Origin of the sequence: Kitasatospora terrestris (assembly GCF_039542905.1) — a bacterium.
GTDB lineage: Bacteria > Actinomycetota > Actinomycetes > Streptomycetales > Streptomycetaceae > Kitasatospora > Kitasatospora terrestris.
The window spans coordinates 3,925,591-3,946,870 of sequence record NZ_BAABIS010000001.1 but is presented as its reverse complement, the minus strand read 5'-3'; the positions used below and the strand labels follow the sequence as shown (position 1 = coordinate 3,946,870).

The window sequence follows — 21,280 nt, the reverse complement described above, 5'->3', positions numbered from 1 at the left end:
TCACGGGTGGGCGGGTCGTGGGCGGTGGCGCGGTGCGTGCGGTGCCGCGGGGCCTGCGGCGGCTCAGGCCGCCAGGTCGCCCGGGCGCCGCCGGGTCCGGGCGGCGAGCTGCTCGATGATGGTCCGGGCGAACACGTGGCAGTGGTTGCCGGTGCGGGCGGTGACCAGGTCGCCGTCGACCACCACGTCCTGGTTGACGTAGACGCCGCCCATGTTGTTGAGGTCGCCGAGCAGGTTGTTGTGGACCACCGCGCGCCGGCCGCGGATCACCGAGGGGATCGGCGCGGCCAGCCACATGCCGTGGCAGATGATGCCCTTGACGATGGCGGGATCGGCGAAGGCCCGGCGCAGGAAGGCCGCCGCCGGCGGAAGGGTCTCGACGTCCTCGGTGTAGCGCAGCCGGTCGGCCACGATGCCGGAGGGCACGATGACCGCCGCGTACTCCTTGAGGCCGTACTCGTCCATGTCCTCGAAGGACTCGCTGACCTCGAACGGCATCCGGTGCTCGTGGCCCCGGAAGACGATCCGCTCGTTGCCCCACAGCCGGGTGAGGAAGTGGACCTCGGCGCCCTCCTCGGCGAAGCGGCGCTGGTAGTAGAGGATCTCGGGTTCGTAGAAGTCGCTCTCCATCAGGACGGCGATCTTCTGGCCGGTGAGCTGCACGGTTCTCCTCCCGCTACTGGTCGCGGCCGACGATCAGGTCGATCAGGAACGGGCCGGGGTGGGCCAGCGCCTTGGCGATGGCCGGCGCGACCTCGTCCGGCTTCTCGACCCGGATGGCGGGCACGCCGAGCGAGGCGGAGAGCGCCGCGAAGTCGATCTCGGGGTGGGACAGGTCGAACGGGCCCGGGAAGTCGTGGTGCTCGATGTCCTGGGTCTTCCAGTACTGCTCGATGTTGAGGTCGAGCAGCCGGTAGCGGCCGTTGTTGCAGATCACGAACTTGGCGTCGATGTCGTACCGGGCGGCGGTCCACAGGCCCTGGACGGTGTACATCGAGCCGCCGTCGCCGGTGAAGCCGATCACCGTGCGGTCCGGGTGGGCGAGCTTGGCGCCGATCGCGCCGGGGATGCCGACGCCCAGCGATCCGCCCCGGGTCTGGTGCCAGCCGCCGGGCTGGTTCGGCGGGTTGTAGCGGAACAGGCCGGGGGAGGAGGTCAGTGCCTCGTCGAAGAGGATCGCGTCGGCGGGCAGCTGCTTGGCCAGCTCGCGGCCGAAGTAGGCGGCGGTGAGCGGGCCCTGCTGGTCGGTGGCCAGGTCCTGGGCGAGCGCCAGGTCGTAGGCGGCGGCCTTCTGCTCGGCGGAGACGCGGACCCGGTCGGCGGCGGCCCGGCGCTGGTCCGGGGTCTGCCGGCCCTCCAGCGCCTCGGCGAGCCTGGCGAGGGTCAGCTTGGGGTCGGCGACCAGGCCGAGGTCGACCGGGAAGTTCTTGGCGATCGCGCCGGAGTCCAGGTCGATGTGGACGATCCGGGCGTCCTCGGCGAACACGCCGTCCAGCAGCGGGTACACCTCGGGGAGGGTGTAGGTGCCGACGATCAGCACGGCGTCCGCGGCGGCGGTCACCCGGGCGCTGTCCTCGCCGAACATGTGGCCCAACTGGCCGCGGTAGAGCGGGTGGTCGGCCGGCAGGTTGACCTCGGCCCAGTCCGCGCCCCACACCTCGGCGCCCCAGGTCTCCGCGAACTTCGCCAACTCGCCCTGTGCGCCGGAGAAGTGGACGCCGTCACCGGCGATCACCAGCGGCCTGCGGGCGTCGGCGAGCAGCGCGGCGGCGTCGGCGACGGTCTCGCCGTCCGGGCTGACCACGGTGTGCAGGTAGGAGGTCGGCACGACCTTCTCGCTGGTCAGGCTGTCCATCACGTCGGCGGGCAGCACCACCATGACCGGGCCGTACGGGGGAGTGGCGGCCACCTTGAACGCCCGGCGCAGCACCCGCAGGGTGGACTCCGGGTCGACCACCCGGGTCGACCACTTGGTGACGGGCTTGGCCATGCCGACCAGGTCGGCGGCCATCTGCGCCTCCATCGAGTCGTAGGCCAGGCCCGACTCGCCGACGATCACCACCAGCGGCGCGTGGCCGCGCATCGCCTGGTAGAGCATGCCGATGCCGTTGCCGAGGCCGACCCCGGAGTGCAGTTGGAGCAGGGTGGGCTTGCGGGTGGCCCGGGCGTAGCCGTCGGCGATGCCGACCACCACGGCCTCCTGGAGCGACAGCACGTACTCGATCTCGGGGAAGCCCCGCAGTTCGTCCAGGAAGCCCTGTTCGACGGTGCCGGGGTTGCCGAACATGTACCTGATGCCGTCCGCCTTGAACTGCTCGAGCATCGCCACCCGAGCGGGCCTGCTGGCCATAGCGTGCGTCCTCTCCGTCTCGCGGGTCGTTGGGGTGTGCCGCTCCGGCGGGCGGCCGCACCGCCCCGCTCGGGGTGTGCGCGGCCGCCCGGCCGGGAACCGGGTCAGGCCCGGTGCTCGCCGAAGCCCCACTGGCGCAGGCCCTGCTCCAGCACCTCGACGACCTTCTGGCCGGTGAGGTAGGAGTCCGGGGTGGAGCGCCCGGTGATGAACGGGAAGTCGACGATCACCGAGGTCTCCTTGCCGAAGTTGCCGTGGTAGGCGCCCTCGGGAGCGGTGGCGTCGCGCAGGATGTACTCCAGCGGGTACGGCGGCGGGCCGATCACGAAGTCGGTGCCCATGAAGCCGGTGCCGTCCTTGTAGTCGTACTCGATGCAGTGACCGGTGACGTGCTTGTTGCGGATGATGCTGGTCCGGTCGTCCTGCTCGCGGGCGAACGCCAGGCAGGCCACGCCGTAGCACTCGGCGGCGATCGGCAGGCCCAGGTTGTAGAAGGCCAGGATCAGGTCGTGCACCCGCCAGTTGTTGGCGAGGTCGACGATCGGGCCGGAGCCGCCGACGATCAGCAGCGCGTCGTAGCGGTCGGCGATCTGCGTCTGCACGTGCTCGCGGCGGGTGTTGTAGCCCTCCCAGGCGCGCAGGAAGTCGCTGCGGCTGCGGTAGGGCCGGTCGGGCAGCCAGGAGGACAGGTCGAGCGGGTTGTCCAACCGGTTCGAGGTGTCGACCGCGCGGACCTTCTCGGCCATCTCGGTGCTGGTGACCGAGCGGCCCAGCGGCGGGTCGATGTACTCGGGGTCGTAGCTCGGCGGCAGGGCGACCGGGCGCTTGCCGGTCGGGGTGGCGAAGCTGACCTCGTAGCCGGCCTTGTCGAAGGTCTCCAGCGGACCGATCAGCTCTTCGCCCCAGTAGCCGTACTCGGAGAGCACGACAAGGATTCTCTTCTTCGCCATCGGCGGTGATCTCCTTCGGTGGAAGGGGTGTTGGGGCCTCGGTTCGGATCCTGTCTACCTGCGCCCGAGCCCCGTCGGCGAGGCCGGACCGGCCGGGGCGGAGGCATCGGCAGTTCGCGGGCCGCACTGTGCGAAGTCGGGTGCACCGGCAGTCAACACGGCCCGCAGAGTGCTGTCAAACATATCTTGACTGAAATCGACAACCTCAGTTAAATCATTGTCATCCACCCCTGACACCTGCCTCAGCACGAGGAGAGCGACATGCTGTTCTACGTCCAGATGAAGTGGAACCACGAAGGCCGGATCTCCCTCGACGAGCTCTGGGAGGTCGAGCAGGAAGAGGCCGAGCACGCCGTCGAGACCATCAACTCCGGCTTCTGCGTGGGTATCTGGAAGGTCGCCGCGCAGAAGCGCGTGATCGCCATCATCGACTCCCCCGACGCCGAGGAGCTCGACCGCACCGCGCTCGGCCGGCTCCCCATGCGCGAGTACCTGGAGTTCGAGCAGGTCTGGCCGCTGCGCGACTACCTGGGTTTCGCCGAGGACGTCAAGAAGCGCTACCAGGTCTGACCGGACCTTCATCCCGAGGACACCCCGAGGAGTCCCCATGATCCACCAGCTGATCTTCGCCCACCCCAAGCCCGGGATGAGTGAGGAGGAGTTCCAGCGGTACTGGCTGGAGGTGCACGCCCCCAACTACGCCTCCAAGATCAAGCAGATCCGCAAGTACGCCGTGGACACCCGCATCCCGCTCGACGGCGACGGCGAGGACCCGCTGTGGAGCGGCATCGCCGAGATCTGGCTCAACAACGACGAGGAGCAGCTCGCCTCCCTGCAGTCGCCGGAGTTCCTCCAGGGCGCCCGCCTCGACGAGCCCAACTGGGCCGCCTTCTGGCGCACCCTCGTGCTCGACACCGAGGCCCACGTGCTGCGCCCCGGCCCCGGCACCGCCCGCCCGGCCGGCGCCAAGCTGTTCGTCCTCGCCAAGCGTGCCGCCGGCACCCCGCTGGCCGACTTCCGGGCCCGCAGCCTCGACGCGCACGCCAAGCTCGCCCTCGAGGTGCCCGGCCTGGTCCGCTACGTCCAGGGCTTCACCCGCGACGGCGCCTACGCGATCGGCGAGGCCACCCTCGACGTCGCCTACCAGCTCTCCTTCGAGAGCGAGGAGGCGCTGCGCACGGCGCTCGCCTCGCCCGAGTACGCCGCCCTGGAGCAGGACCTCGCCGAGTTCGTCGAGACCCGCTACATCCACCGGATGGCGGTCCGTCAGCACTGGTTCATCGGCTCCGAGTCCGCGAACGACTGAGCCCGCGCCAGTCCCCTCGCGTCCCGGCCCGGGGCCGCCCCACCGGCGGCCCCGGGCCGCGCGCACTCCACCCCGGCGGAGGTCGGACGCCATGCCCAGCACCCACGCACTCGCCCACAGCGACCTGGCCGGCGACACCGCCGCCGTGGTCGCCCTCACCCTGCTGGCGCTGGACCTCCACCCGGCCGCCGGCTGGCCCGAGTACGCCGTCCACGCCCTCGGATTCCTCGCCGTCGGCACCCTCTGGCACGACCGCCGCACCGTGCTCGCCCGGATCCGCCGGCCCGACCGCGCCCTGCGCACCCTGGACGCCCTGCTGCTCACCGCGCTCGTGCTGCTGCCGCTGGCCACCCACGCCCTGGCCCGCGACCTCACCGCCGGCACCACCATCGCCTTCGGCCTCGCCCTCGCCGTCGCCGGCACCCTGCTCAACGCCCTCTGGCTGCGGGCCACCCGCACCCGCCGGCGGCACGGCCCGCCCGGCACCGCCGCCACGCTGTGCCGCCGCCACCGCGCCGCCCCGGTCCTCCACCTCGGCGCCTCGCTGGTCGCCCTGGCCGGCCCCGCGGCCGGCCTGGCCGTCCTCGCGGCGGTCCTGCTGCTCGGCCTGGTGCAGTAGCCGCGTCGGCGAACCTGGTTCTGGCAGGGCCAGGTTGCGAGGTGCCGCGCCCGGCCCGTCCTGGCCATGATGGAACGCATGGACCGACGCGAAGAGCTCACCGACTTCCTGCGCACCCGCCGGGCCCGGGTGCAGCCCGAGTCCGTCGGCCTGCAGCGCCAGTCGCGCGGCCGCTCCCCGGGGCTGCGCCGGGAGGACGTGGCCCGGCTCTCCGGCGTCAGCGTCGACTACTACACCCGGATCGAACAGGGCCGCGGCCGCAACCCCTCGCCCGAGATCCTCGGCGCCATCGGCCGCGCCCTGCGGCTCGACGAGGACGAGCAGCGCCACCTGGAGGAGCTCGCCCTCACCGAGGGCCGCCCGCAGCCGCGCCCGCCGCGCAGCACCGAGCGCGTCCGCCCCGGCGTCCAGCGGCTGCTCGACGTCTTCTCCGCGACCACCCCCGCCTTCGTGCTCGGCCGGCGGATGGACGTGCTCGCCTGGAACCCGCTCGCCGCCGCGCTGATCGCCGACTTCGCCGCGATGCCCACGGCCCGCCGCAACATGGTCTGGATCGCCTTCATGGACCCCTGGGCGAGGGACTTCTACCTCGACTGGGAGGAGATCGCCCGGGAGTCGATCGCCTTCCTGCGGATGGCCGGCGGACGCTGGCCGGACGACCCGGCGCTGGCCGCGCTGGTCGGCGAACTCTCGGTCAAGAGCCCGGACTTCCGCCGGCTCTGGTCGATGCACGACGTCAAGGAGAAGGGCCACGGCACCAAGCGGATGCACCACCGCACGGTCGGCGAGCTCACCCTGGACTACGAGGCGCTCGCCCTCTCCGACGGCGACGGCCAGACCCTGGTGACCTACACCGCCGAGCCGGGCAGCAGCTCGGAGCAGGCACTCCAACTCCTCGGCGTGGTCGGGATCCCGGACACCCTCACCCGCTGACCCCGCCCGATCCCGCCCGCCGCCAACGGCATCCGCCGCCAACGGCATCCGCCACCAACGGCACCCGCCGCCAACGGCACCCGCCACCCGCCGACACCTGTGGAAGGACCCCCATGAACGCCCGGACCGACCGGATCGCCCTGATGTTCCCGGGCCAGGGCGCCCAGTACCCCGGCATGGGCCTGCCCTGGCTGGACACCCCGCAGTGGCAGCTGGTGGACGCCCTCTCGCACCGCGTCGGACGGGACGTCGGAGCCCTCCTGATCGACGCCGACACCGAACGTCTGCGCCGCACCGACAACGCCCAACTCGCACTCTTCGCCCTGGAGACGATGCTCCTCCAGGCGGTCCGCGCGGCCGTCCCGGGCCTGCCGGTGGTGGCCTGCGCCGGACACGGCGTCGGCGAGTACGCGGCCCTCGCCGCCGCCGGGGTGCTGAAGCCGGCCGACGCCGCGCAGCTCGTCGCCGAGCGCGGCGCCGCGATGGCGGACGCCGCCCGCGCCGCCGAGGGAGCCATGGCGGTCCTGACCGGCGGCGACCCACAGGCGGCCGGCCGCCTCACCGAACGGCTGCGGGGCGCCGGTGCCCGGGTCTGGCTCGCCCACCTCGACGGGCCCGACCGCGTGGTGGTCTCCGGCACCCGGGCCGGTGTGGAGGCGCTCGTCGAGCAGGCGCCCGAGGCGGGCTTCCGGGCGGTTCCGCACCCGTCCGGCGGCGCGTTCCACTCGCCACTGATGATCCCGGCGCAGTACCGGCTCTCGGCGGCACTCGTCCGCGCCCCGCTGCGCGCCGCCCGCTTCCCGGTGGTCGCCACCGCGGACGGCCGCGTCCGCGACGGCGACCCCGCGGAGTGGCGCGCGCTGATGATCCGTCACCTGGTCGAGCCGGTCCGCTGGGACAGCACCGTCCGCACCCTGGTCGGCCCCGACTCCGCCGCCGCCGAACTGATCGAACTCGGCCCCGGCACCACCCTCGCCGACCTGGCCCGGCACATCACCCCCGACACCCCCGCCACCACCGTCACCACCCCCGCCCAGGTCGCCGCCCTCGCCGCCCGCTACGCCGCGGAACGCGTCTGACCCACCCACCCGGCAGCCGTTCCCCCGGCCCGCCGCGTCCTCACACCTGGCGTCGCACCTGGCGTCACGCCTGGGCGTCGAGCAGCGCGTCGGCGACGGCGGTCCGGGCGTACAGCACCGACCGCCCGGCACGGTGGCCGCTGACCAGGCCGGCCGCGCGCAGCGCCGCCAGGTGCTCGGAGACGGCCGCCGCCGACAGCTCGCAGCGGCGTGCCAGCTCGGTGGTGGAGGCGGGTGCCGCCAGTTCCGCGAGCAGGACGGTCCGGGAGCGTCCGAGCACCAGCGCGAGCCCGTCGGCCCGCGGCGGCTCCCGGCGCTCCCACAGCGTCGCGCTGCCCCGCGCCGGGTAGGCCAGCTGCGGCGGGTCGCCGCCCGGCGACCGGGTGAGCACCCGCGGCCACGCGAACGCGGACGGCACGAGCACCAGCCCGGCCGCGGTCGGGATCCGGGTGACCGGGCAGTGCCGTTCGGTCAGGAGCAGCTCGCCCTCCTCCCACCGCACGGTCCGGTGGAGACCGTTCAGCACCTCGGCGGTGCCGTGCTCGGCCGCCTGCCGGGCCCGGTGGAAGACGTCCGCCTCCAGCAGGGCCCGGATCCGGGCCCAGTACGGGGCCAGCGCCAGCTGCCAGTACGCCTCGATCTCGGCGGTCACCCGGGGGAGCCGGCGCTCGGGCTCCCGGTACAGGCCGTGCAGCCTCGCGGACAGCCGCCCGCCGCGCTCGGCGGCCAGCAGGTCGAGGTCGCGCCGCACCTGCGCCGGGTCCGTCCGGCGGACGGTCGACAGCTCCTGCTCCAGCTCGCCGACCGCCCCGGCGGGCGGCGGGTTGAGGAAGTCCGGGAGGTGGCCCGCGGCCGGGACCATCTCCGCGAGCCAGCCGCGGTCGAGCCCGGCGGCCGCCAGCCGGGGCCGGACCTGCGCCGCCCAGGCGCGGTGCACCTCCGGCACCGGCGAGGCGGCCAGTGCCCGGAAGCCGGTGACCACCTCCCACATCGGTGAGACGGCGAACCGGGTCCGGGCGAGGTCGCCCGCCGAGAGCGTCAACCGGGTCCGCACAACCGCCTCCTCGCACCAGGATTCGGTCTGAGCCTAATCAGTTTGCTACCGCCCGTCCGCCCGGTTGCATGCTCCCCATGACCACCGAGATCCAGCACCCCATTGCTCCCACCGCCCCCCGCACCCTCGACCGGGCCCGCCGCCTGCGCGCCCTCGCGGCCGGTCCCGCCGCACTGATCCTCCCCAACGCCTGGGACGCCGGCAGCGCGGCGGTGATCGCGGGGGCCGGAGCCGAGGTGATCGCCACCACCAGCGGGGGCGTGTCCTGGTCGGTCGGGCGCGGCGACGGCCAGCGGCTGGACCGGCAGGAGATGGTCGACGCGATCCGCCGCGTGGCCGACGCCGTCGACGTCCCGGTGACCGCCGACATCGAGGGCGGCTACGGCCCGGCGCCCGACGCGGTCGCCGAGACCGTCCGGGCCGTGGTGGGGGCGGGCGCCGTGGGCGTCAACCTGGAGGACTCCGCAGCGGTCGGCGGTCCGCTGTTCGGGATCGAGGAGCAGGTCGCCCGGCTGCGCGCCGCCCGGCGGGCCGCCGCCGACGCGGGCCTGCCGGAGTTCTTCCTCAACGCCCGCACCGACGTCCACCTCTTCGGCATCGGCGCCCCGGCCGACCGCCCGGAGGAGACGCTGCGCCGGGCCGAGGCGTACGCCGAGGCCGGAGCCGACGGCCTCTTCGTCCCGGGCCTGCTCGACCTGGACGCGCTGCGCGAGCTCTGCGCGCGCTCACCCCTCCCGGTCAACGCCATGGCCGTCCCGGGCGGCCCGACCGCCACCGAACTCGCCGCCGCCGGCGTCCGCCGGATCAGCCTGGGCACCGCCCTCGCCCAGGCCGCCTACACCGCCGCCCACCGCGCCGCCACCGAACTCCTCACCACCGGCGGCCTCACCACCCTCGACGGCGTCTTCGACTTCCCCACCGTCAACGCCCACTTCACCCCCTGACCCCGGCCCACCGGCCCCGTACCCAACTCCTCCTCCGGTTTGCCGCTGGGCCCGCGGTGATCCGGCGTAGCCTTCGTGCATGGCAGAGAGCAAGGTCCGGAAGGCGGCGGCGCCGAAGCCGGCGGCGAAGAAGGCGGCGGTGAAGCCGAAGAAGCCGGAGTCGCAACTGGCGATGGTGCGGCGGGCCCGGCGGATCAACCGGGAGCTGGCGGAGCTGTACCCGTACGCGCACCCGGAGCTGGACTTCGACAACCCGTTCCAGCTGCTGGTGGCGACCGTGCTGTCCGCGCAGACCACCGACCTGCGGGTGAACCAGACCACGCCGGCGCTGTTCGCGAAGTACCCCACGCCGGAGGACATGGCCGCGGCCGTCCCGGAGGAGCTGGAGGAGCTGATCCGGCCGACCGGCTTCTTCCGCAACAAGGCGAAGTCGCTGCTGGGGCTCTCCACCGCGCTGCGGGACGAGTTCGGCGGCGAGGTTCCCGGCCGCCTGGAGGACCTGGTCACCCTGCCCGGTGTCGGCCGCAAGACCGCCAACGTGGTGCTGGGCAACGCCTTCGGCGTGCCGGGCATCACGGTGGACACCCACTTCGGTCGGCTCGCCCGCCGCTTCGGCTGGACGGCCGAGGAGGATCCGGTGAAGGTCGAGGCGGCGGTCGCCGCGATCTTCCCCACGTCGGAGTGGACGATGCTCTCGCACCGCGTGGTCTTCCACGGCCGCCGCGTCTGCCACGCGCAGAAGCCGGCCTGCGGCGCCTGCCCGGTGGCCGGGCTGTGCCCCTCGTACGGGGTGGGGGTGACCGACCCCGAGAAGGCGGCCGGGCTGCTCAAGTACGAGCTGGCCGGCAAGCCCGGTCAGCGGCTGCGCCCGCCCGCGGACTTCCCGGGGGAGGCGGCGGCCCGCGCCGACGCGGTCGCCCATGACGGCCGGGTCGCCGACCTGGCGACCGCCGACGGCGAGGGGGACGCCGCATGACATCGACGCCCGCGCCCGTCCCGGTGATCGACCGGGAGGGTCTGCCGTCCTGGCTGCTGCCGGTCCGGGAGGCCGCCGAGACCGTCCGGCCGCAGCAGCTGAGCCGCTTCCTGCCGCCGGCCGAGGGCGGCCGCCCGTCGGCAGTGCTGATGCTGTTCGGCGAGGGCGACGGCGGCCCGGACCTGTTGCTGATCGAGCGGGCCCGCAGCCTGCGCTCGCACGCCGGCCAGTCCTCGTTCCCGGGCGGCGCGCTCGATCCGGAGGACGGCGACCCGGCGGGCAGCGGCCCGCTGGCGGCGGCGCTGCGCGAGGCCGAGGAGGAGACCGGGCTGGACCCGTCGGGGGTGCAGCTGTTCGCCACCCTGCCGACGCTGTTCATCCCGGTGAGCGGCTTCGTGGTGACGCCGGTGCTGGGCTGGTGGCGGCAGGAGTCGCCGGTGGCGCCGGTGGACCCGGCGGAGACCGGTGCGGTGTTCCGGGTGCCGCTGGCGGAGCTGACCGATCCGGCGAACCGGGCCCGGCTGCGCCACCCCTCGGGTTTCACCGGCCCGGCGTTCGAGGTGGCGGGCCGGTTGGTGTGGGGCTTCACCGCGGGCGTGATCGACCGGGTGCTGCACTACAGCGGCCTGGAGCGGCCGTGGGACACCAGCCGCACGGTCGAGCTCTCCGACGAGGCGCTCAGCCTCTCCCGCCGCTCGCGCTCCTGACCGCCCGGCCGCTCGTACCCGGCACCTACCGCCCGGGTACGAGCGGCCCGGTCACGCGGACCGTCGGGTTGTCGTCGTAGTCGTCGTCGTGGTCGATCGACCCGGTCACCGAGGACGCGACCGTCGCGGCGACCCCGAGCACGATGAACACCACCAGCAGAGCCTTGCCGCTGCTGCTCATCACCAGCGGCCGGGTGGCGGAGGTGAACGGCTGCTCCTTCTCCGGGTCGCCGAAGATCCGCTTGGGGTACGCGGAGCTGAGCATCAGGAAGTACGCCTGGAACCGCATCCGGTAGCGCAGCACCGCGGCGGTCGCCTCGAACAGCGGCCGCGGCATCCGGCCGAGGATCAGCACGACCAGCCAGCTGATGAAGCACACCGCCCACCAGCCGGCGCTCAGCACGCTCTGGACGATCGCCGCGGGGACGGCCAGCACCAGGCGGAAGAACACCGCGAGCCGGTTCAGCGGCCCGGGCCGCACCTCCACCCGGACGGGGTGGCCGGGCTCCTCGAAGCTGAACGGCGGGTACCGGTCGACGGTGAGCATCAGGTAGGCGTACACGCGCGTGTCGTACTCCAGGTACCCGCGCAGGAAGCCGGCCGCGAAGTCGGGCAGCCGCCCGGTGAACAGGGCGCCGAACCAGCCGATCACCGCCACCACGAAGGCGATCACCGACAGCACCCAGAGCACGATGTACTGGGGGAGGAGCAGCAGCATCCGCAGCAGGACGGTCCAGCGGCGCTGACTCCCCGGCTCGGGGATGTCCAGCGCGGGGAGGAACTCCGGCTCGGCTGCCGGCATCGGCATCTCCCAGGTGGCCACGGCCGCTCCTCGCGCTCTGCAGGGACTCCCCGTCGATCATCGGACGGTCCGACCGTCGCAGGAGCGGGCACTCTCCGCATGTCGGAGGGCCCGATCGGTCCGGCTGTGTCCCCCGCCCGGCGGGACGTGGGAGGGTATCCGGGTGAACGTCCTGGATCTGCTGCTGATCGCCGCCGCGCTGGGCTTCGCCGTCTCCGGCTACCGGCAGGGCTTCGTGGTCGGCGTGCTGTCCGTGATCGGCTTCCTCGGCGGCGGCCTGATCGCGGTGCAACTGCTGCCCCTGCTGCTGCGGCACATCGGGCCGGGTTCCACGACGGCCTCGGTGGTCGCGGTGGTGGTGGTGATCGTGCTGGCGGCCATCGGGCAGGCGATCACCACGCACTTCGGCTGGAAGCTGCGCGGCCGGATCGGCCGCGGCCGGGTGAAGACCCTGGACGCGATCGGCGGCTCGCTGGTCAACGTCGTCTCGATGCTGCTGGTGGCCTGGCTGATCGGTTCGGCGCTGGCGGGCACCTCGCTGCCGACCGTCTCCAAGCAGGTCCGCACCTCGGCGATCCTCGGCGGGGTCCAGGGGACGCTGCCCGCGGACGCGCCGAACTGGTTCTCCGACTTCTCCAAGGAGCTGGCCCGCAACGGCTTCCCGCAGGTGTTCAACCCGTTCGAGCACGAGCCGATCACCGAGGTCGCGGCCCCGGACCCGGCGCTGGCCAACAGCCCGGGGGTGCAGCGCGCCCGGCAGAGCCTGGTCAAGGTGGTCGGCACCGCCACCGCCTGCGGCAAGACCCTGGAGGGCAGCGGCTTCGTGTTCGCCCCGCACCGGGTGATGACCAACGCCCACGTGGTCGGGGGCGTCGACGAGCCGACCGTGCAGATCGGCGGCGCCGGGCAGCTGTACGACGCCACCGTGGTCCGCTACGACTGGCAGCGCGACATCGCCGTGCTGGACGTCCCCAAGCTCAACGCCCCGCCGCTGACCTTCGCCGGCGACGCCCGCACCAACGACAGCGCGATCGTGGCCGGGTTCCCGGAGAACGGCGCCTTCAACGTCCAGCCCGCCCGCATCCGCGGCCGGATCCAGGCCAACGGCCCGGACATCTACCACCGCGGCCAGGTGGTCCGCGACGTCTACTCGGTCCGTTCGCTGGTCCGCCAGGGCAACAGCGGCGGCCCGCTGCTCACCCCGGACGGCCAGGTGTACGGGGTGGTCTTCGCCAAGTCCCTGGACAGCTCCGACACCGGCTACGTGCTGACCTCGGCCGAGGTCCGCGAGGACGTCGCCCAGGGAGCCACCGCGACCTCCCCGGTCGACACCGAGGGCTGCGCGCTCTGACCTCCCGGCGACCTCCCGGGCGACCTCCCGGGGGCGGCGCGACCGCAACGCCCCGGGGTGCCGCGATCACCCCTGACGGACTGTCCGTCCCGCCTGATAACGTCGGCCGCGCTCACCCGTTCGGCTCACCCGGGCCGCCACGGCGGGAGCCCGACGGGAGGTCTGGGAAGCGTCATGATGGGTCACTCGCACGCGGTCAGCGGCGCGATGCTGTACGCGGCCTCGGCGCCGTTCCTGCCCCCGCTGCTGGGCATCCACCTGCAGCCGGCCGACATCCTGATGGGCACCGTGCTGTGCGCCGGCGCGGCCCTGCTGCCGGACCTGGACCACCACGACGGCACCATCGCCAACTTCCTCGGCCCGGTCTCCAAGGTGATCTGCCAGTTCGTCGCCTGGGTCTCCGGCGGGCACCGCAAGGCCACCCACTCGCTGCTGTTCGTCGCGCTGACGGGCGTCGGCAGCTGGGCCGGGATCACCTTCATCGGCCGCGGCTTCACCCTCGGCCTGACCTTCTTCCTGCTGGCCATGGCGATCAAGGCGCTGCGCCTGCACCCGCCGGGCGACGGGCCGACCGCCTGGGTGACCGTGATGGGCATGTCCGTGCTCGGCACCGCGGGCATGAACAACTGGATGCCCAGCGCCCCGGGCTGGCTGCCGTACGCGGTCGCTCTGGGCTCGCTGGCGCACCTGCTCGGCGACTGCATCACCAAGCAGGGCGCACCGCTGCTGTGGCCGCACAAGGAGCGCTACGAGATCGTGCTGATCAAGCGCACCGGCAACAACGTCGAGACCAAGATCCTGGTCCCGGTGATGACGATCGCGACCTTCGTGCTGCTCTGGTTCACCGCGGTCTCGCCGACCGTGCTGGTCTGACGCACAGGGGCTCCCCGACGCGCAGGGATCCCCTGACACAGGGGCTCTCTGACGCACGGGGCTCTCCGACGCACAGGGACTTCAGGGGCGCGGGGCTCAGGCCTCGCGCCTCAGTCGTGCGCCCACCCAGCGGGCCCGGCGGCCGATGATCCGCGGGATGCCCAGCCGGTAGCCCCCGCCGCGTTGTGGCCTTCCGGTCGCCTGGTAGGGCTCGTAGGGCCATTCGGGCTGGTGGGACGAGTGCTGCTGCGAGCCGGCGCTGCGGCGGCGTCGGCGCGGCGCTTCCTCGCGATCGGGCATCCAGGTCATACCGGAGGGATTCCCGGGGGCCGGGCGGAGTAACCGCCTCCGGGGGATGCACCTGTCCTATGCGATTGTCATATGAACTTGTCTGTCAGGTTCCGCTACTGGCCCACCGTCAGCCCTTGTGGCTGCCGATCCAGTCCAGCAGCTCCGCGGTGACCTGATCCGGCGTCTCCTCGTGCGGGAAGTGCCCCACCCCGGGCATCAGCCGCCACCGGTACGGCGCCTGCACGTACTCGTCCGCGCCCAGCGCGGTGTGCGAGAGCAGCACCGGGTCCGCCGCCCCCTGCAGGTGCAGGGTCGGCGCGGTGATCGGCCGCTTCATCCGCCGGGCGAACTGGATGCCGTCGGGCCGCGCCATCGAGCGCAGCAGCCAGCGGTACGGCTCGATCGAGCAGTGCGCGGTGCTCGGCACCTGGATCGCCTTCCGGTACGCGGTGACCGCGTCCGGCTCCAGCGCGTTCGGGCCGGTCCAGGCCCGCAGGTACTCGCCGACCAGCGCGCCGTCGTCCGCGACCAGCCGGCGCTCCGGGATCCACGGCCGCTGGAAGCCCAGCACGTGGTCGAAGGCGGCCATCTGCCGCCGGTCGGTCAGCAGCGCCTTGCGCAGGTGCCGCGGGTGCGCGGCGGAGACCACGGTCAGGCTCTGGATCACCGAGGGGCGCATCACCGCCGCGACCCAGGCGAGCGTGCCACCGGTGGCGTGGCCGACCAGGTGCGCCCGCCGCTCACCGAGCGAACGGATCACCCCGGTGATGTCCAGCGCCAGGTTGCCGGGGTCGTAGCCGCGCGGGGTGCGGTCGCTGCCGCCCATCCCGCGCAGGTCCACCGCCACCGCCCGGTAGCCGGCCTCGGCCAGCGCGGTGAGCTGGTGCCGCCAGGCCCACCAGTACTGCGGCCAGCCGTGCACCAGCAGCACCAGCGGCCCGTCGCCGACCTCGGCGATGTGGAACCGGGCGCCGTTGGCGGCCACGTCCCGGTGGGTCCACGGGCCGGGGGAGCGGACGCTCCAGGCCGGCACGGGGGCCGCCGCAACCGGCTCCACCGAGGTGCCCGCCGACGTTCCGGGCTGTTGCTCCACGGGCTTCTGGTCCAACGACATACCCCGCAGCCTGTCATACCCGTGCCGGGAACACCCTCCCGGCACTCCCGGTGCCTACGGGATCCGGCCCAGCGCCCGGTCGATCTCCTCCTTGGTGGCCGGCCGCGGCCTGGCGTTCTTCAGCACCTCGGCGGTGGCCTGGGCACCGGCGATGGTGCGCTCCGGCTTCTGGATCTTCTTGAACGAGCGCAGCGACAGCAGGCCCAGCAGCGCGGCCAGCAGCAGGTACGCGCCGCCCACGATCAGGAACGACCAGCCCAGGGTCAGCCCGAGCGCCTGCAGGCCGTACGCGGCGGCGAAGCTCAGCATCGGGATCGACGCCAGCGCCACCACACCCGCGACGGTGAGCGAGACGCCACCGGAGACGCCGCGCTTCACATCGGCCCGGATCTCCGCCTTGGCGAGCGCGATCTCGTCGTGCACCAATGCCGACAGGTCGGCGCTGGCCGCGGCGAACAGCTCCCCGATCGAGCGCTCCCCCTCGTGCGGGGGGCGTCCACTGCGGGACGGGTCGGCGGCTCCTGCGGCCATCGGCGGTTCTCCATTCACCCGGGGTGCCGCCCGCATCGGCTCGCGGACGACAGATGCGTCGACAGCTCAGCATCATGCCCCTACCGGTCAGTCAGGCACCACTCCGGGTCCGTCCTGCGACGGCGTGTCACCTGACCTGTTGGTACACATCGGGGATGCCGTCCCCGTCGGAGTCGCGGTCCTCGTCCTCGCAGAGCTGCCGGTAGTGCCGGTTGCGCAGCTTCAGCAGCACGGTCGCCACCAGTGCGCAGAGCAGCGAACCGACCAGCACCGCGGCCTTCGCCTTGTCGGCCAGCGCGGGATCGTCCGGGAAGGCCAGCTCGCTGATCAGCAGCGAGACGGTGAAGCCGATCCCGGCGACCGTGGAGACCGCGAACAGGTCCGCCCACTTCAGCCGCGGATTGAGCTCGGCCCGGGTGAACCGGGCCGCCAGCCAGGTGCCGCCGAAGATGCCGACCGTCTTGCCCACCAGCAGGCCGATGACGATGCCGAGCGGCACCGCCTGGGTGAACACCTCGCGCAGCGCCGGCCCGGAGATCGACACGCCCGCCGCGAACAGTGCGAACAGCGGCACCGCGAGCCCCGCCGAGACCGGCCGCACCAGGTGCTCGATGTGCTCGCCGGGGGACTGCTCCTCGTCGCCCTCGGTGTGGCAGCGCAGCAGCAGACCCATCGCCACGCCCGCGACCGTGGCGTGCACCCCGCTCTCGTGCATCAGCGCCCAGATCGCGAAGGCCAGCGGCAGGTAGAGGTACCAGCCGTGCACCCCGCGCCGGTTCAGGAACCAGAACAGCACCAGCCCGGCCAGCGACAGCCCCAGCGCCCAGAACTTGATGCCCGAGCTGTAGAACACCGCGATGATCAGGATCGCGATCAGGTCGTCCACCACGGCGAGCGTCAGCAGGAACGCCCGCAGTGCGGACGGCAGGTGACTGCCCACCACCGCCAGCACGCCGAGCGCGAAGGCGATGTCGGTCGCGGTCGGGATCGCCCACCCGCCCGGATGCCCGCCCGCCCCCGAGTTGATCAGCGCGTACAGCGCCGCCGGCAGCGCCACCCCGCACACCGCCGCCACCACCGGCAGCAGTGCGGCGCTCGGCGTCCGCAGCTCACCGGCCACGAACTCGCGCTTGAGCTCGATCCCGGCCACGAAGAAGAAGATCGTCAGCAGCCCGTCCTGGGCCCACGCCTCCAACGGGAGGTCCAGGTGCAGCGGCCCCGACGGGCCGACCGTGAACTCGCTGACCGTCTCGTACGAGTGCGGCCAGACGTTCGCCCAGACCAGCGCCACCACGGCCGCGACCAGCAGCAGGACGCCGCCGACCGTCTCGGTGCGCAGGGCATCGGTGATGAAGCGCCGTTCGGGCAGTGGGAGCAGCCCGAGGAACTGGCGGCGATCGGTCGGCGGCGGTGTGGCCACGGGACGGCCTCCTGGGGGTGGGTACGGCAATGGATGGTGCCGACCAGACTTCCCGGCGCGCCCTGGGGATCTCGTTGTTGTGCTGACAGCCTACCTGCCGAATTTCGGGCACCATCCGTTTTGTCCGATGGTATGGCGATTTGAGTCGTGTGGTGCGTTCGCGCGGTGCGGGTCGTGTGGCGCGGGTCGTGTGGCGTGGTCGCGTGGTGCAGGTCGTGTGGCGCGGGTCGTGTGGCGTGGTCGCGTGGTGCGGCCACGAGGCGGGGCGCTGACCCGAATGGGTTCGAGCGGGTGCGGAGGGTTGGTGTGCTTCCTATCGTCGACCGCAACCGCCACTCACCCGGTGGCCTGCTTCCCGAGACGGAGATCCCCCCATGCCCGGTCAACCGGCCGAAGCCGTACCGGCCGATTCCACCGACTCCGGCGAGTCTGCCCACTCCGCCGAGTCCACCGAGTCCACCGCCTCCATACGGAGGGGAGCCGAGGGCGACACGACCGCCCCACCCCTGTTATCCGAACCCGGCTCCCCCTCGCCCGAACTCGCCCGCCGCCTGCGCCCGCTCTTCGCCCTCGCCGCACCCGAAGGCGGGGTCGCCGTCGCCGTGATCCGCGGCAACGAACGCACCGTCGCCTGCCGCGGCTACGCCGACCGGGCCGGTGAACGCCCGATCCGCGCCGACACCCGCTTCGAACTCGGCTCGGTCACCAAGACCTTCACCGCCCTGCTGCTGGCCGAGATGGCCGCCCGCGGCGAGGTCAGCTACGACGACCCGATCGACCGCTACCTGCCCGCCGGCACCGTGCCCGGCTACCCGCACGAGCGACCGATCACCCTGCTCCACCTCGCCACCCACACCTCGGGCCTGCCCCGGCTCCCGGTCGGCCTCGTTCCGTCCGCGGTGCCCCGCTGGTTCACCAGCCCGTACGCCACCTTCAGCGCAGCCCACCTGCTGCGGGCCCTGCCCCGCACGCCGGTCCGCGGCACACCGGGCGCGCAGGTCCGCTACTCCAGCCTTGGCGCCGGACTGCTCGGCCTGGTCCTGGAGCACGCCGCCGGACAGCGCTACGAGGACCTGCTCGCCAGCCGGGTCTGCGAACCGCTCGGCCTGATCGACACCTCCTGCGGCGCCGGACGCGAACCCAGCATCGGCTACCGCCGTGGCCGCCGACTGCCCTCGTTCAAGATCCCCGCCCTGCCCGGGGCCGCCGCCCTGCGCTCCACCGCCGACGACATGCTCCGCTACCTGCAGGCCCACCTCGCGGTGGACGCCGTGCCGATCCCGGAGCAGACCGGCGCCGCCGCCGCGCTGCGCACCGCGCTGCGCGAGGTCTGCCTGCCCCGCGTGACCCGGCGCCGCTCGGGCGCGGGGATCTGCCTGACCTGGAACCAGCGTCGCCTCCTGGACCCGGCGGCACCCGGCGCGCCCGTCGTCGACGCGTCCGAGCTGCGTGGGGTTGAGCTCGGTGGGGTTGAGCTCGGTGGGGTTGAGCTCGGCGGGGTCGAGCTGGGTGGGGTCGAGCTCGGCGGGATCGAGCTCGGCGGGGTCGAGCCGGACGTTGGGCCGGACGGGTCTGGGCCGGGCAGCGGTGCTGGTGGTGCGAGCGCTGCGGCTGGCACGGACGTGGTCTACCACTCCGGTTCCACCGGGGGCTTCGCCGCCTTCGCCGGCTTCAACCGGACCGCCCAGGTCGGACTGGTCGCGATGGCCCGCACCGGGCCGACGGCTCGTCGCCGCTTCGCCCAGACCGCGTTCGACACCTTGCGTGACCTGGCGGTCTAGGCGCCGTTGCTTGAGCCGCTGAAACGGCTGTGGGGCCGGGAGCACGCACCGCGTGCTCCCGGCCCCACGGGGTTGACCCGGGTACCCGAGGATCAGCTCTTGTTGTCGGTGGTGGGGAGTTGGGCCTGGATGAGGTTCATGACGGTGGAGTCGGCGAGGGTGGTGGTGTCGCCGACCTCGCGGCCTTCGGCGATGTCGCGGAGCAGGCGGCGCATGATCTTGCCGGAGCGGGTCTTGGGGAGTTCGGCGACGATCTTGATCTGCTTGGGCTTGGCGATCGGGCCGAGGGTCTTGCCGACGTGGTTGCGCAGGTCGGTGACGAGGTCGTCGTCGGGGGTGGCGGTGCCGCGCAGGATGACGAACGCGACGATGGCCTGGCCGGTGGTGGCATCGGTGGCGCCGACGACGGCGGACTCGGCGACGGCGGGGTGGCCGACCAGCGCGGACTCGACCTCGGTGGTGGAGATGTTGTGGCCGGAGACGAGCATGACGTCGTCGACCCGGCCGAGCAGCCAGATGTCGCCGTCCTGGTCCTTCTTGGCGCCGTCGCCGGCGAAGTACTTGCCCTCGAAGCGGGACCAGTAGGTGTCGATGTAGCGCTGGTCGTCGCCCCAGACGGTGCGGAGCATGGAGGGCCAGGGCTCGGTGAGGACGAGGTAGCCGCCGGAGCCGTCGGGGACCTCGGCGGCGTTGTCGTCGACGACGGTGGCGGCGATGCCGGGCAGCGGCCGCTGGGCGGAGCCGGGCTTGGTGTGGGTGACGCCGGGCAGGGGGCTGATCATCATGGCGCCGGTCTCGGTCTGCCACCAGGTGTCGACGATCGGGGTCTTGCCGGCGCCGATGTGCTCGCGGTACCAGATCCAGGCTTCGGGGTTGATGGGTTCGCCGACCGAGCCGAGGATCCGCAGGCTGGACAGGTCGAAGCGGGCGGGGATGTCGTCGCCCCACTTCATGAAGGTGCGGATCGCGGTGGGGGCGGTGTAGAGGATGGTGACCTTGTACTTCTGGACGATCTCCCAGAACCGGCCCTGGTGGGGGGTGTCGGGGGTGCCCTCGTAGATGACCTGGGTCGCGCCGTTGGCCAGCGGGCCGTAGGTGATGTAGGAGTGGCCGGTGACCCAGCCGATGTCGGCGGTGCACCAGTACACGTCCGACTCCGGCTTCAGGTCGAACACCGCGTGGTGGGTGTAGGCGGCCTGGGTGAGGTAGCCGCCGGAGGTGTGCAGGATGCCCTTGGGCTTGCCGGTGGTGCCGGAGGTGTAGAGGATGAACAGCGGCTGCTCGGCGTCGTGCGCCTGGGCGGTGTGTTCGGGGCTCTGGGTGTCGACCGCCTCGTGCCACCACACGTCGCGGCCCTCGGTCCAGGCCACCTGCTGGCCGGTGCGGCGCACGACCAGGACCTTCTGGACGCCGTCGACCTTGGTCAGGGCCTCGTCGATGGCGGGCTTGAGCGCGGAGGGCTTGCCGCGGCGGTAGCCGCCGTCCGCGGTGATCACCAGTTTGGCGTCGGCGTCGGCGATCCGGGAGGCCACCGCGTCGGCGGAGAAGCCGCCGAAGACCACGGAGTGGGCGGCGCCGATGCGGGCGCAGGCGAGCATCGAGATGACGGCTTCGGGGATCATGGGGAGGTAGACGGCGACGCGGTCGCCGGTGGTGACGCCGAGGGCGGTCAGGGCGTTGGCGGCCTTGGAGACCTCGTCCTTGAGCTGGGCGTAGGTGATGGTGCGGCTGTCGCCGGGTTCGCCCTCGAAGTGGATGGCGACGCGGTCGCCGTGGCCGGCCTCGACGTGGCGGTCGACGCAGTTGTGGGCGACGTTGAGCTTCCCGTCGGCGAACCACTTCGCGAACGGGGGGTTGGACCAGTCCAGGGTCTCGGTGGGCTCCACGGCCCAGTCCAGGCGCCGGGCCTGCTCGGCCCAGAACGCGAGCCGGTCCTCGGAGGCCCGGGTGTAGGCGTCCGCGGTGACGTTGGCCGAAGCGGCCAGCTCCGCGGGCGGGGCGAAACGCCGCTCCTCCTTGAGCAGATTGGCCAGGCTCTCGTTGCTCAACGCGCACTCCTCATCGAGTCTCATCTTCCGGGTAACCCCGTGCGGAGGGATTGTCCCGTGTGTCCCAGCGCACAGCTCACCAGGCGAGGCGCCGTGTTGACAAGAGGCTTCGGCGAATTGGTGTAGACCTTTCACTGTCATCGGGGCGCGG

General features: G+C 72.8%; 21 protein-coding genes. 11 read left to right on the top strand and 10 right to left on the bottom strand.

From position 1 onward, the window contains the following. Positions 1-63: 63 nt before the first annotated feature. From ABEB06_RS18110 to ABEB06_RS18100, 3 genes are all read right to left on the bottom strand, one after another. Entirely contained in the window at positions 64-663 is a 600-nt protein-coding gene (locus tag ABEB06_RS18110) for a DJ-1/PfpI family protein (RefSeq protein ID WP_345697908.1), read from the bottom strand. 13 nt (positions 664-676) lie between these two features. Continuing rightward, positions 677-2,350: a thiamine pyrophosphate-binding protein gene (locus tag ABEB06_RS18105; RefSeq protein ID WP_345697907.1), complete on the bottom strand. Its 1,674-nt coding sequence runs from the start codon at positions 2,348-2,350 to the stop codon at positions 677-679. Between the two features lie 104 nt (positions 2,351-2,454). After that, the gene (locus ABEB06_RS18100) at positions 2,455-3,300 is read right to left on the bottom strand and encodes a type 1 glutamine amidotransferase domain-containing protein (RefSeq protein ID WP_345697906.1); all 846 of its coding nucleotides are present in this window, start codon (positions 3,298-3,300) and stop codon (positions 2,455-2,457) included. Positions 3,301-3,561: 261 nt separating this feature from the next. Between ABEB06_RS18100 and ABEB06_RS18095 the strand changes: the two genes are divergently transcribed. From ABEB06_RS18095 to ABEB06_RS18075, 5 genes are all read left to right on the top strand, one after another. After that, a complete protein-coding gene (locus ABEB06_RS18095; RefSeq protein ID WP_345697905.1) occupies positions 3,562-3,870 on the top strand; it encodes a muconolactone Delta-isomerase in 309 nt (102 codons plus the stop codon). A gap of 37 nt (positions 3,871-3,907) precedes the next feature. Then, on the top strand, positions 3,908-4,606 hold the full coding sequence (locus tag ABEB06_RS18090; protein ID WP_345697904.1) for an EthD domain-containing protein: 699 nt from the start codon (positions 3,908-3,910) through the stop codon (positions 4,604-4,606). A 91-nt stretch (positions 4,607-4,697) separates the two neighbouring features. Continuing rightward, positions 4,698-5,225, top strand: a complete 528-nt coding sequence (locus ABEB06_RS18085) for a TMEM175 family protein (RefSeq protein ID WP_345697903.1) — start codon at positions 4,698-4,700, stop codon at positions 5,223-5,225. 78 nt (positions 5,226-5,303) lie between these two features. Continuing rightward, positions 5,304-6,158 (top strand): helix-turn-helix transcriptional regulator, encoded by an 855-nt coding sequence (locus ABEB06_RS18080; protein WP_345697902.1) that lies wholly within the window; start codon positions 5,304-5,306, stop codon positions 6,156-6,158. Between the two features lie 113 nt (positions 6,159-6,271). Beyond that, positions 6,272-7,237, top strand: a complete 966-nt coding sequence (locus tag ABEB06_RS18075; RefSeq protein ID WP_345697901.1) for an ACP S-malonyltransferase — start codon at positions 6,272-6,274, stop codon at positions 7,235-7,237. A 64-nt stretch (positions 7,238-7,301) separates the two neighbouring features. Here the strand turns inward: ABEB06_RS18075 and ABEB06_RS18070 are convergent, their stop codons facing one another. Then, the gene (locus ABEB06_RS18070; RefSeq protein WP_345697900.1) at positions 7,302-8,291 is read right to left on the bottom strand and encodes an ArsR/SmtB family transcription factor; all 990 of its coding nucleotides are present in this window, start codon (positions 8,289-8,291) and stop codon (positions 7,302-7,304) included. Between the two features lie 77 nt (positions 8,292-8,368). Between ABEB06_RS18070 and ABEB06_RS18065 the strand changes: the two genes are divergently transcribed. From ABEB06_RS18065 to ABEB06_RS18055, 3 genes are all read left to right on the top strand, one after another. Then, positions 8,369-9,235: an isocitrate lyase/PEP mutase family protein gene (locus ABEB06_RS18065; RefSeq protein ID WP_345697899.1), complete on the top strand. Its 867-nt coding sequence runs from the start codon at positions 8,369-8,371 to the stop codon at positions 9,233-9,235. A gap of 79 nt (positions 9,236-9,314) precedes the next feature. Next, on the top strand, positions 9,315-10,211 hold the full coding sequence (gene nth / locus ABEB06_RS18060; protein WP_345697898.1) for an endonuclease III: 897 nt from the start codon (positions 9,315-9,317) through the stop codon (positions 10,209-10,211). Beyond that, positions 10,208-10,918, top strand: a complete 711-nt coding sequence (locus ABEB06_RS18055; RefSeq protein WP_345697897.1) for an NUDIX hydrolase — start codon at positions 10,208-10,210, stop codon at positions 10,916-10,918. Before nth ends, ABEB06_RS18055 begins: the two co-directional genes overlap by 4 nt. Before the next feature lie 25 nt (positions 10,919-10,943). Here the strand turns inward: ABEB06_RS18055 and ABEB06_RS18050 are convergent, their stop codons facing one another. After that, positions 10,944-11,726 (bottom strand): DUF4389 domain-containing protein, encoded by a 783-nt coding sequence (locus ABEB06_RS18050; RefSeq protein ID WP_345701889.1) that lies wholly within the window; start codon positions 11,724-11,726, stop codon positions 10,944-10,946. Positions 11,727-11,883: 157 nt separating this feature from the next. On the opposite strand from ABEB06_RS18050, the gene ABEB06_RS18045 reads away from it, so the two are divergent. Then, the gene (locus ABEB06_RS18045; RefSeq protein WP_345697896.1) at positions 11,884-13,071 is read left to right on the top strand and encodes a MarP family serine protease; all 1,188 of its coding nucleotides are present in this window, start codon (positions 11,884-11,886) and stop codon (positions 13,069-13,071) included. Positions 13,072-13,245: 174 nt separating this feature from the next. Continuing rightward, the gene (locus ABEB06_RS18040; protein WP_345697895.1) at positions 13,246-13,944 is read left to right on the top strand and encodes a metal-dependent hydrolase; all 699 of its coding nucleotides are present in this window, start codon (positions 13,246-13,248) and stop codon (positions 13,942-13,944) included. Positions 13,945-14,040: 96 nt separating this feature from the next. Here the strand turns inward: ABEB06_RS18040 and ABEB06_RS18035 are convergent, their stop codons facing one another. From ABEB06_RS18035 to nhaA, 4 genes are all read right to left on the bottom strand, one after another. Next, positions 14,041-14,244, bottom strand: a complete 204-nt coding sequence (locus ABEB06_RS18035; protein WP_345697894.1) for a hypothetical protein — start codon at positions 14,242-14,244, stop codon at positions 14,041-14,043. A gap of 118 nt (positions 14,245-14,362) precedes the next feature. Further along, on the bottom strand, positions 14,363-15,349 hold the full coding sequence (locus ABEB06_RS18030) for an alpha/beta fold hydrolase (protein WP_345697893.1): 987 nt from the start codon (positions 15,347-15,349) through the stop codon (positions 14,363-14,365). A 54-nt stretch (positions 15,350-15,403) separates the two neighbouring features. Beyond that, entirely contained in the window at positions 15,404-15,880 is a 477-nt protein-coding gene (locus ABEB06_RS18025) for a phage holin family protein (RefSeq protein ID WP_345697892.1), read from the bottom strand. A 127-nt stretch (positions 15,881-16,007) separates the two neighbouring features. Continuing rightward, the gene (gene nhaA / locus ABEB06_RS18020) at positions 16,008-17,300 is read right to left on the bottom strand and encodes a Na+/H+ antiporter NhaA (protein ID WP_345697891.1); all 1,293 of its coding nucleotides are present in this window, start codon (positions 17,298-17,300) and stop codon (positions 16,008-16,010) included. Positions 17,301-17,674: 374 nt separating this feature from the next. Here nhaA and ABEB06_RS18015 point away from each other — a divergent pair, with 374 nt between their 5' ends. Beyond that, a complete protein-coding gene (locus ABEB06_RS18015) occupies positions 17,675-19,081 on the top strand; it encodes a serine hydrolase domain-containing protein (RefSeq protein ID WP_345697890.1) in 1,407 nt (468 codons plus the stop codon). A 92-nt stretch (positions 19,082-19,173) separates the two neighbouring features. Here the strand turns inward: ABEB06_RS18015 and acs are convergent, their stop codons facing one another. Continuing rightward, positions 19,174-21,153, bottom strand: a complete 1,980-nt coding sequence (acs, locus tag ABEB06_RS18010; RefSeq protein WP_425559640.1) for an acetate--CoA ligase — start codon at positions 21,151-21,153, stop codon at positions 19,174-19,176. Positions 21,154-21,280 lie beyond the last annotated feature (127 nt).

What these genes read in the sequence shown, in the direction of transcription:
- ABEB06_RS18105 (WP_345697907.1), bottom strand. Translation starts at nt 2,350, where the DNA reads ATGGCCAGCAGGCCCGCTCGGGTGGCGATGCTCGAGCAGTTCAAGGCG.
- ABEB06_RS18100 (WP_345697906.1), bottom strand. Translation starts at nt 3,300, where the DNA reads ATGGCGAAGAAGAGAATCCTTGTCGTGCTCTCCGAGTACGGCTACTGG.
- ABEB06_RS18095 (WP_345697905.1), top strand. Translation starts at nt 3,562, where the DNA reads ATGCTGTTCTACGTCCAGATGAAGTGGAACCACGAAGGCCGGATCTCC.
- ABEB06_RS18090 (WP_345697904.1), top strand. Translation starts at nt 3,908, where the DNA reads ATGATCCACCAGCTGATCTTCGCCCACCCCAAGCCCGGGATGAGTGAG.
- ABEB06_RS18085 (WP_345697903.1), top strand. Translation starts at nt 4,698, where the DNA reads ATGCCCAGCACCCACGCACTCGCCCACAGCGACCTGGCCGGCGACACC.
- ABEB06_RS18080 (WP_345697902.1), top strand. Translation starts at nt 5,304, where the DNA reads ATGGACCGACGCGAAGAGCTCACCGACTTCCTGCGCACCCGCCGGGCC.
- ABEB06_RS18075 (WP_345697901.1), top strand. Translation starts at nt 6,272, where the DNA reads ATGAACGCCCGGACCGACCGGATCGCCCTGATGTTCCCGGGCCAGGGC.
- ABEB06_RS18065 (WP_345697899.1), top strand. Translation starts at nt 8,369, where the DNA reads ATGACCACCGAGATCCAGCACCCCATTGCTCCCACCGCCCCCCGCACC.
- nth (WP_345697898.1), top strand. Translation starts at nt 9,315, where the DNA reads ATGGCAGAGAGCAAGGTCCGGAAGGCGGCGGCGCCGAAGCCGGCGGCG.
- ABEB06_RS18055 (WP_345697897.1), top strand. Translation starts at nt 10,208, where the DNA reads ATGACATCGACGCCCGCGCCCGTCCCGGTGATCGACCGGGAGGGTCTG.
- ABEB06_RS18050 (WP_345701889.1), bottom strand. Translation starts at nt 11,726, where the DNA reads ATGCCGATGCCGGCAGCCGAGCCGGAGTTCCTCCCCGCGCTGGACATC.
- ABEB06_RS18040 (WP_345697895.1), top strand. Translation starts at nt 13,246, where the DNA reads ATGATGGGTCACTCGCACGCGGTCAGCGGCGCGATGCTGTACGCGGCC.
- ABEB06_RS18035 (WP_345697894.1), bottom strand. Translation starts at nt 14,244, where the DNA reads ATGCCCGATCGCGAGGAAGCGCCGCGCCGACGCCGCCGCAGCGCCGGC.
- ABEB06_RS18030 (WP_345697893.1), bottom strand. Translation starts at nt 15,349, where the DNA reads ATGTCGTTGGACCAGAAGCCCGTGGAGCAACAGCCCGGAACGTCGGCG.
- ABEB06_RS18025 (WP_345697892.1), bottom strand. Translation starts at nt 15,880, where the DNA reads ATGGCCGCAGGAGCCGCCGACCCGTCCCGCAGTGGACGCCCCCCGCAC.
- ABEB06_RS18015 (WP_345697890.1), top strand. Translation starts at nt 17,675, where the DNA reads ATGCCCGGTCAACCGGCCGAAGCCGTACCGGCCGATTCCACCGACTCC.
- acs (WP_425559640.1), bottom strand. Translation starts at nt 21,153, where the DNA reads ATGAGACTCGATGAGGAGTGCGCGTTGAGCAACGAGAGCCTGGCCAAT.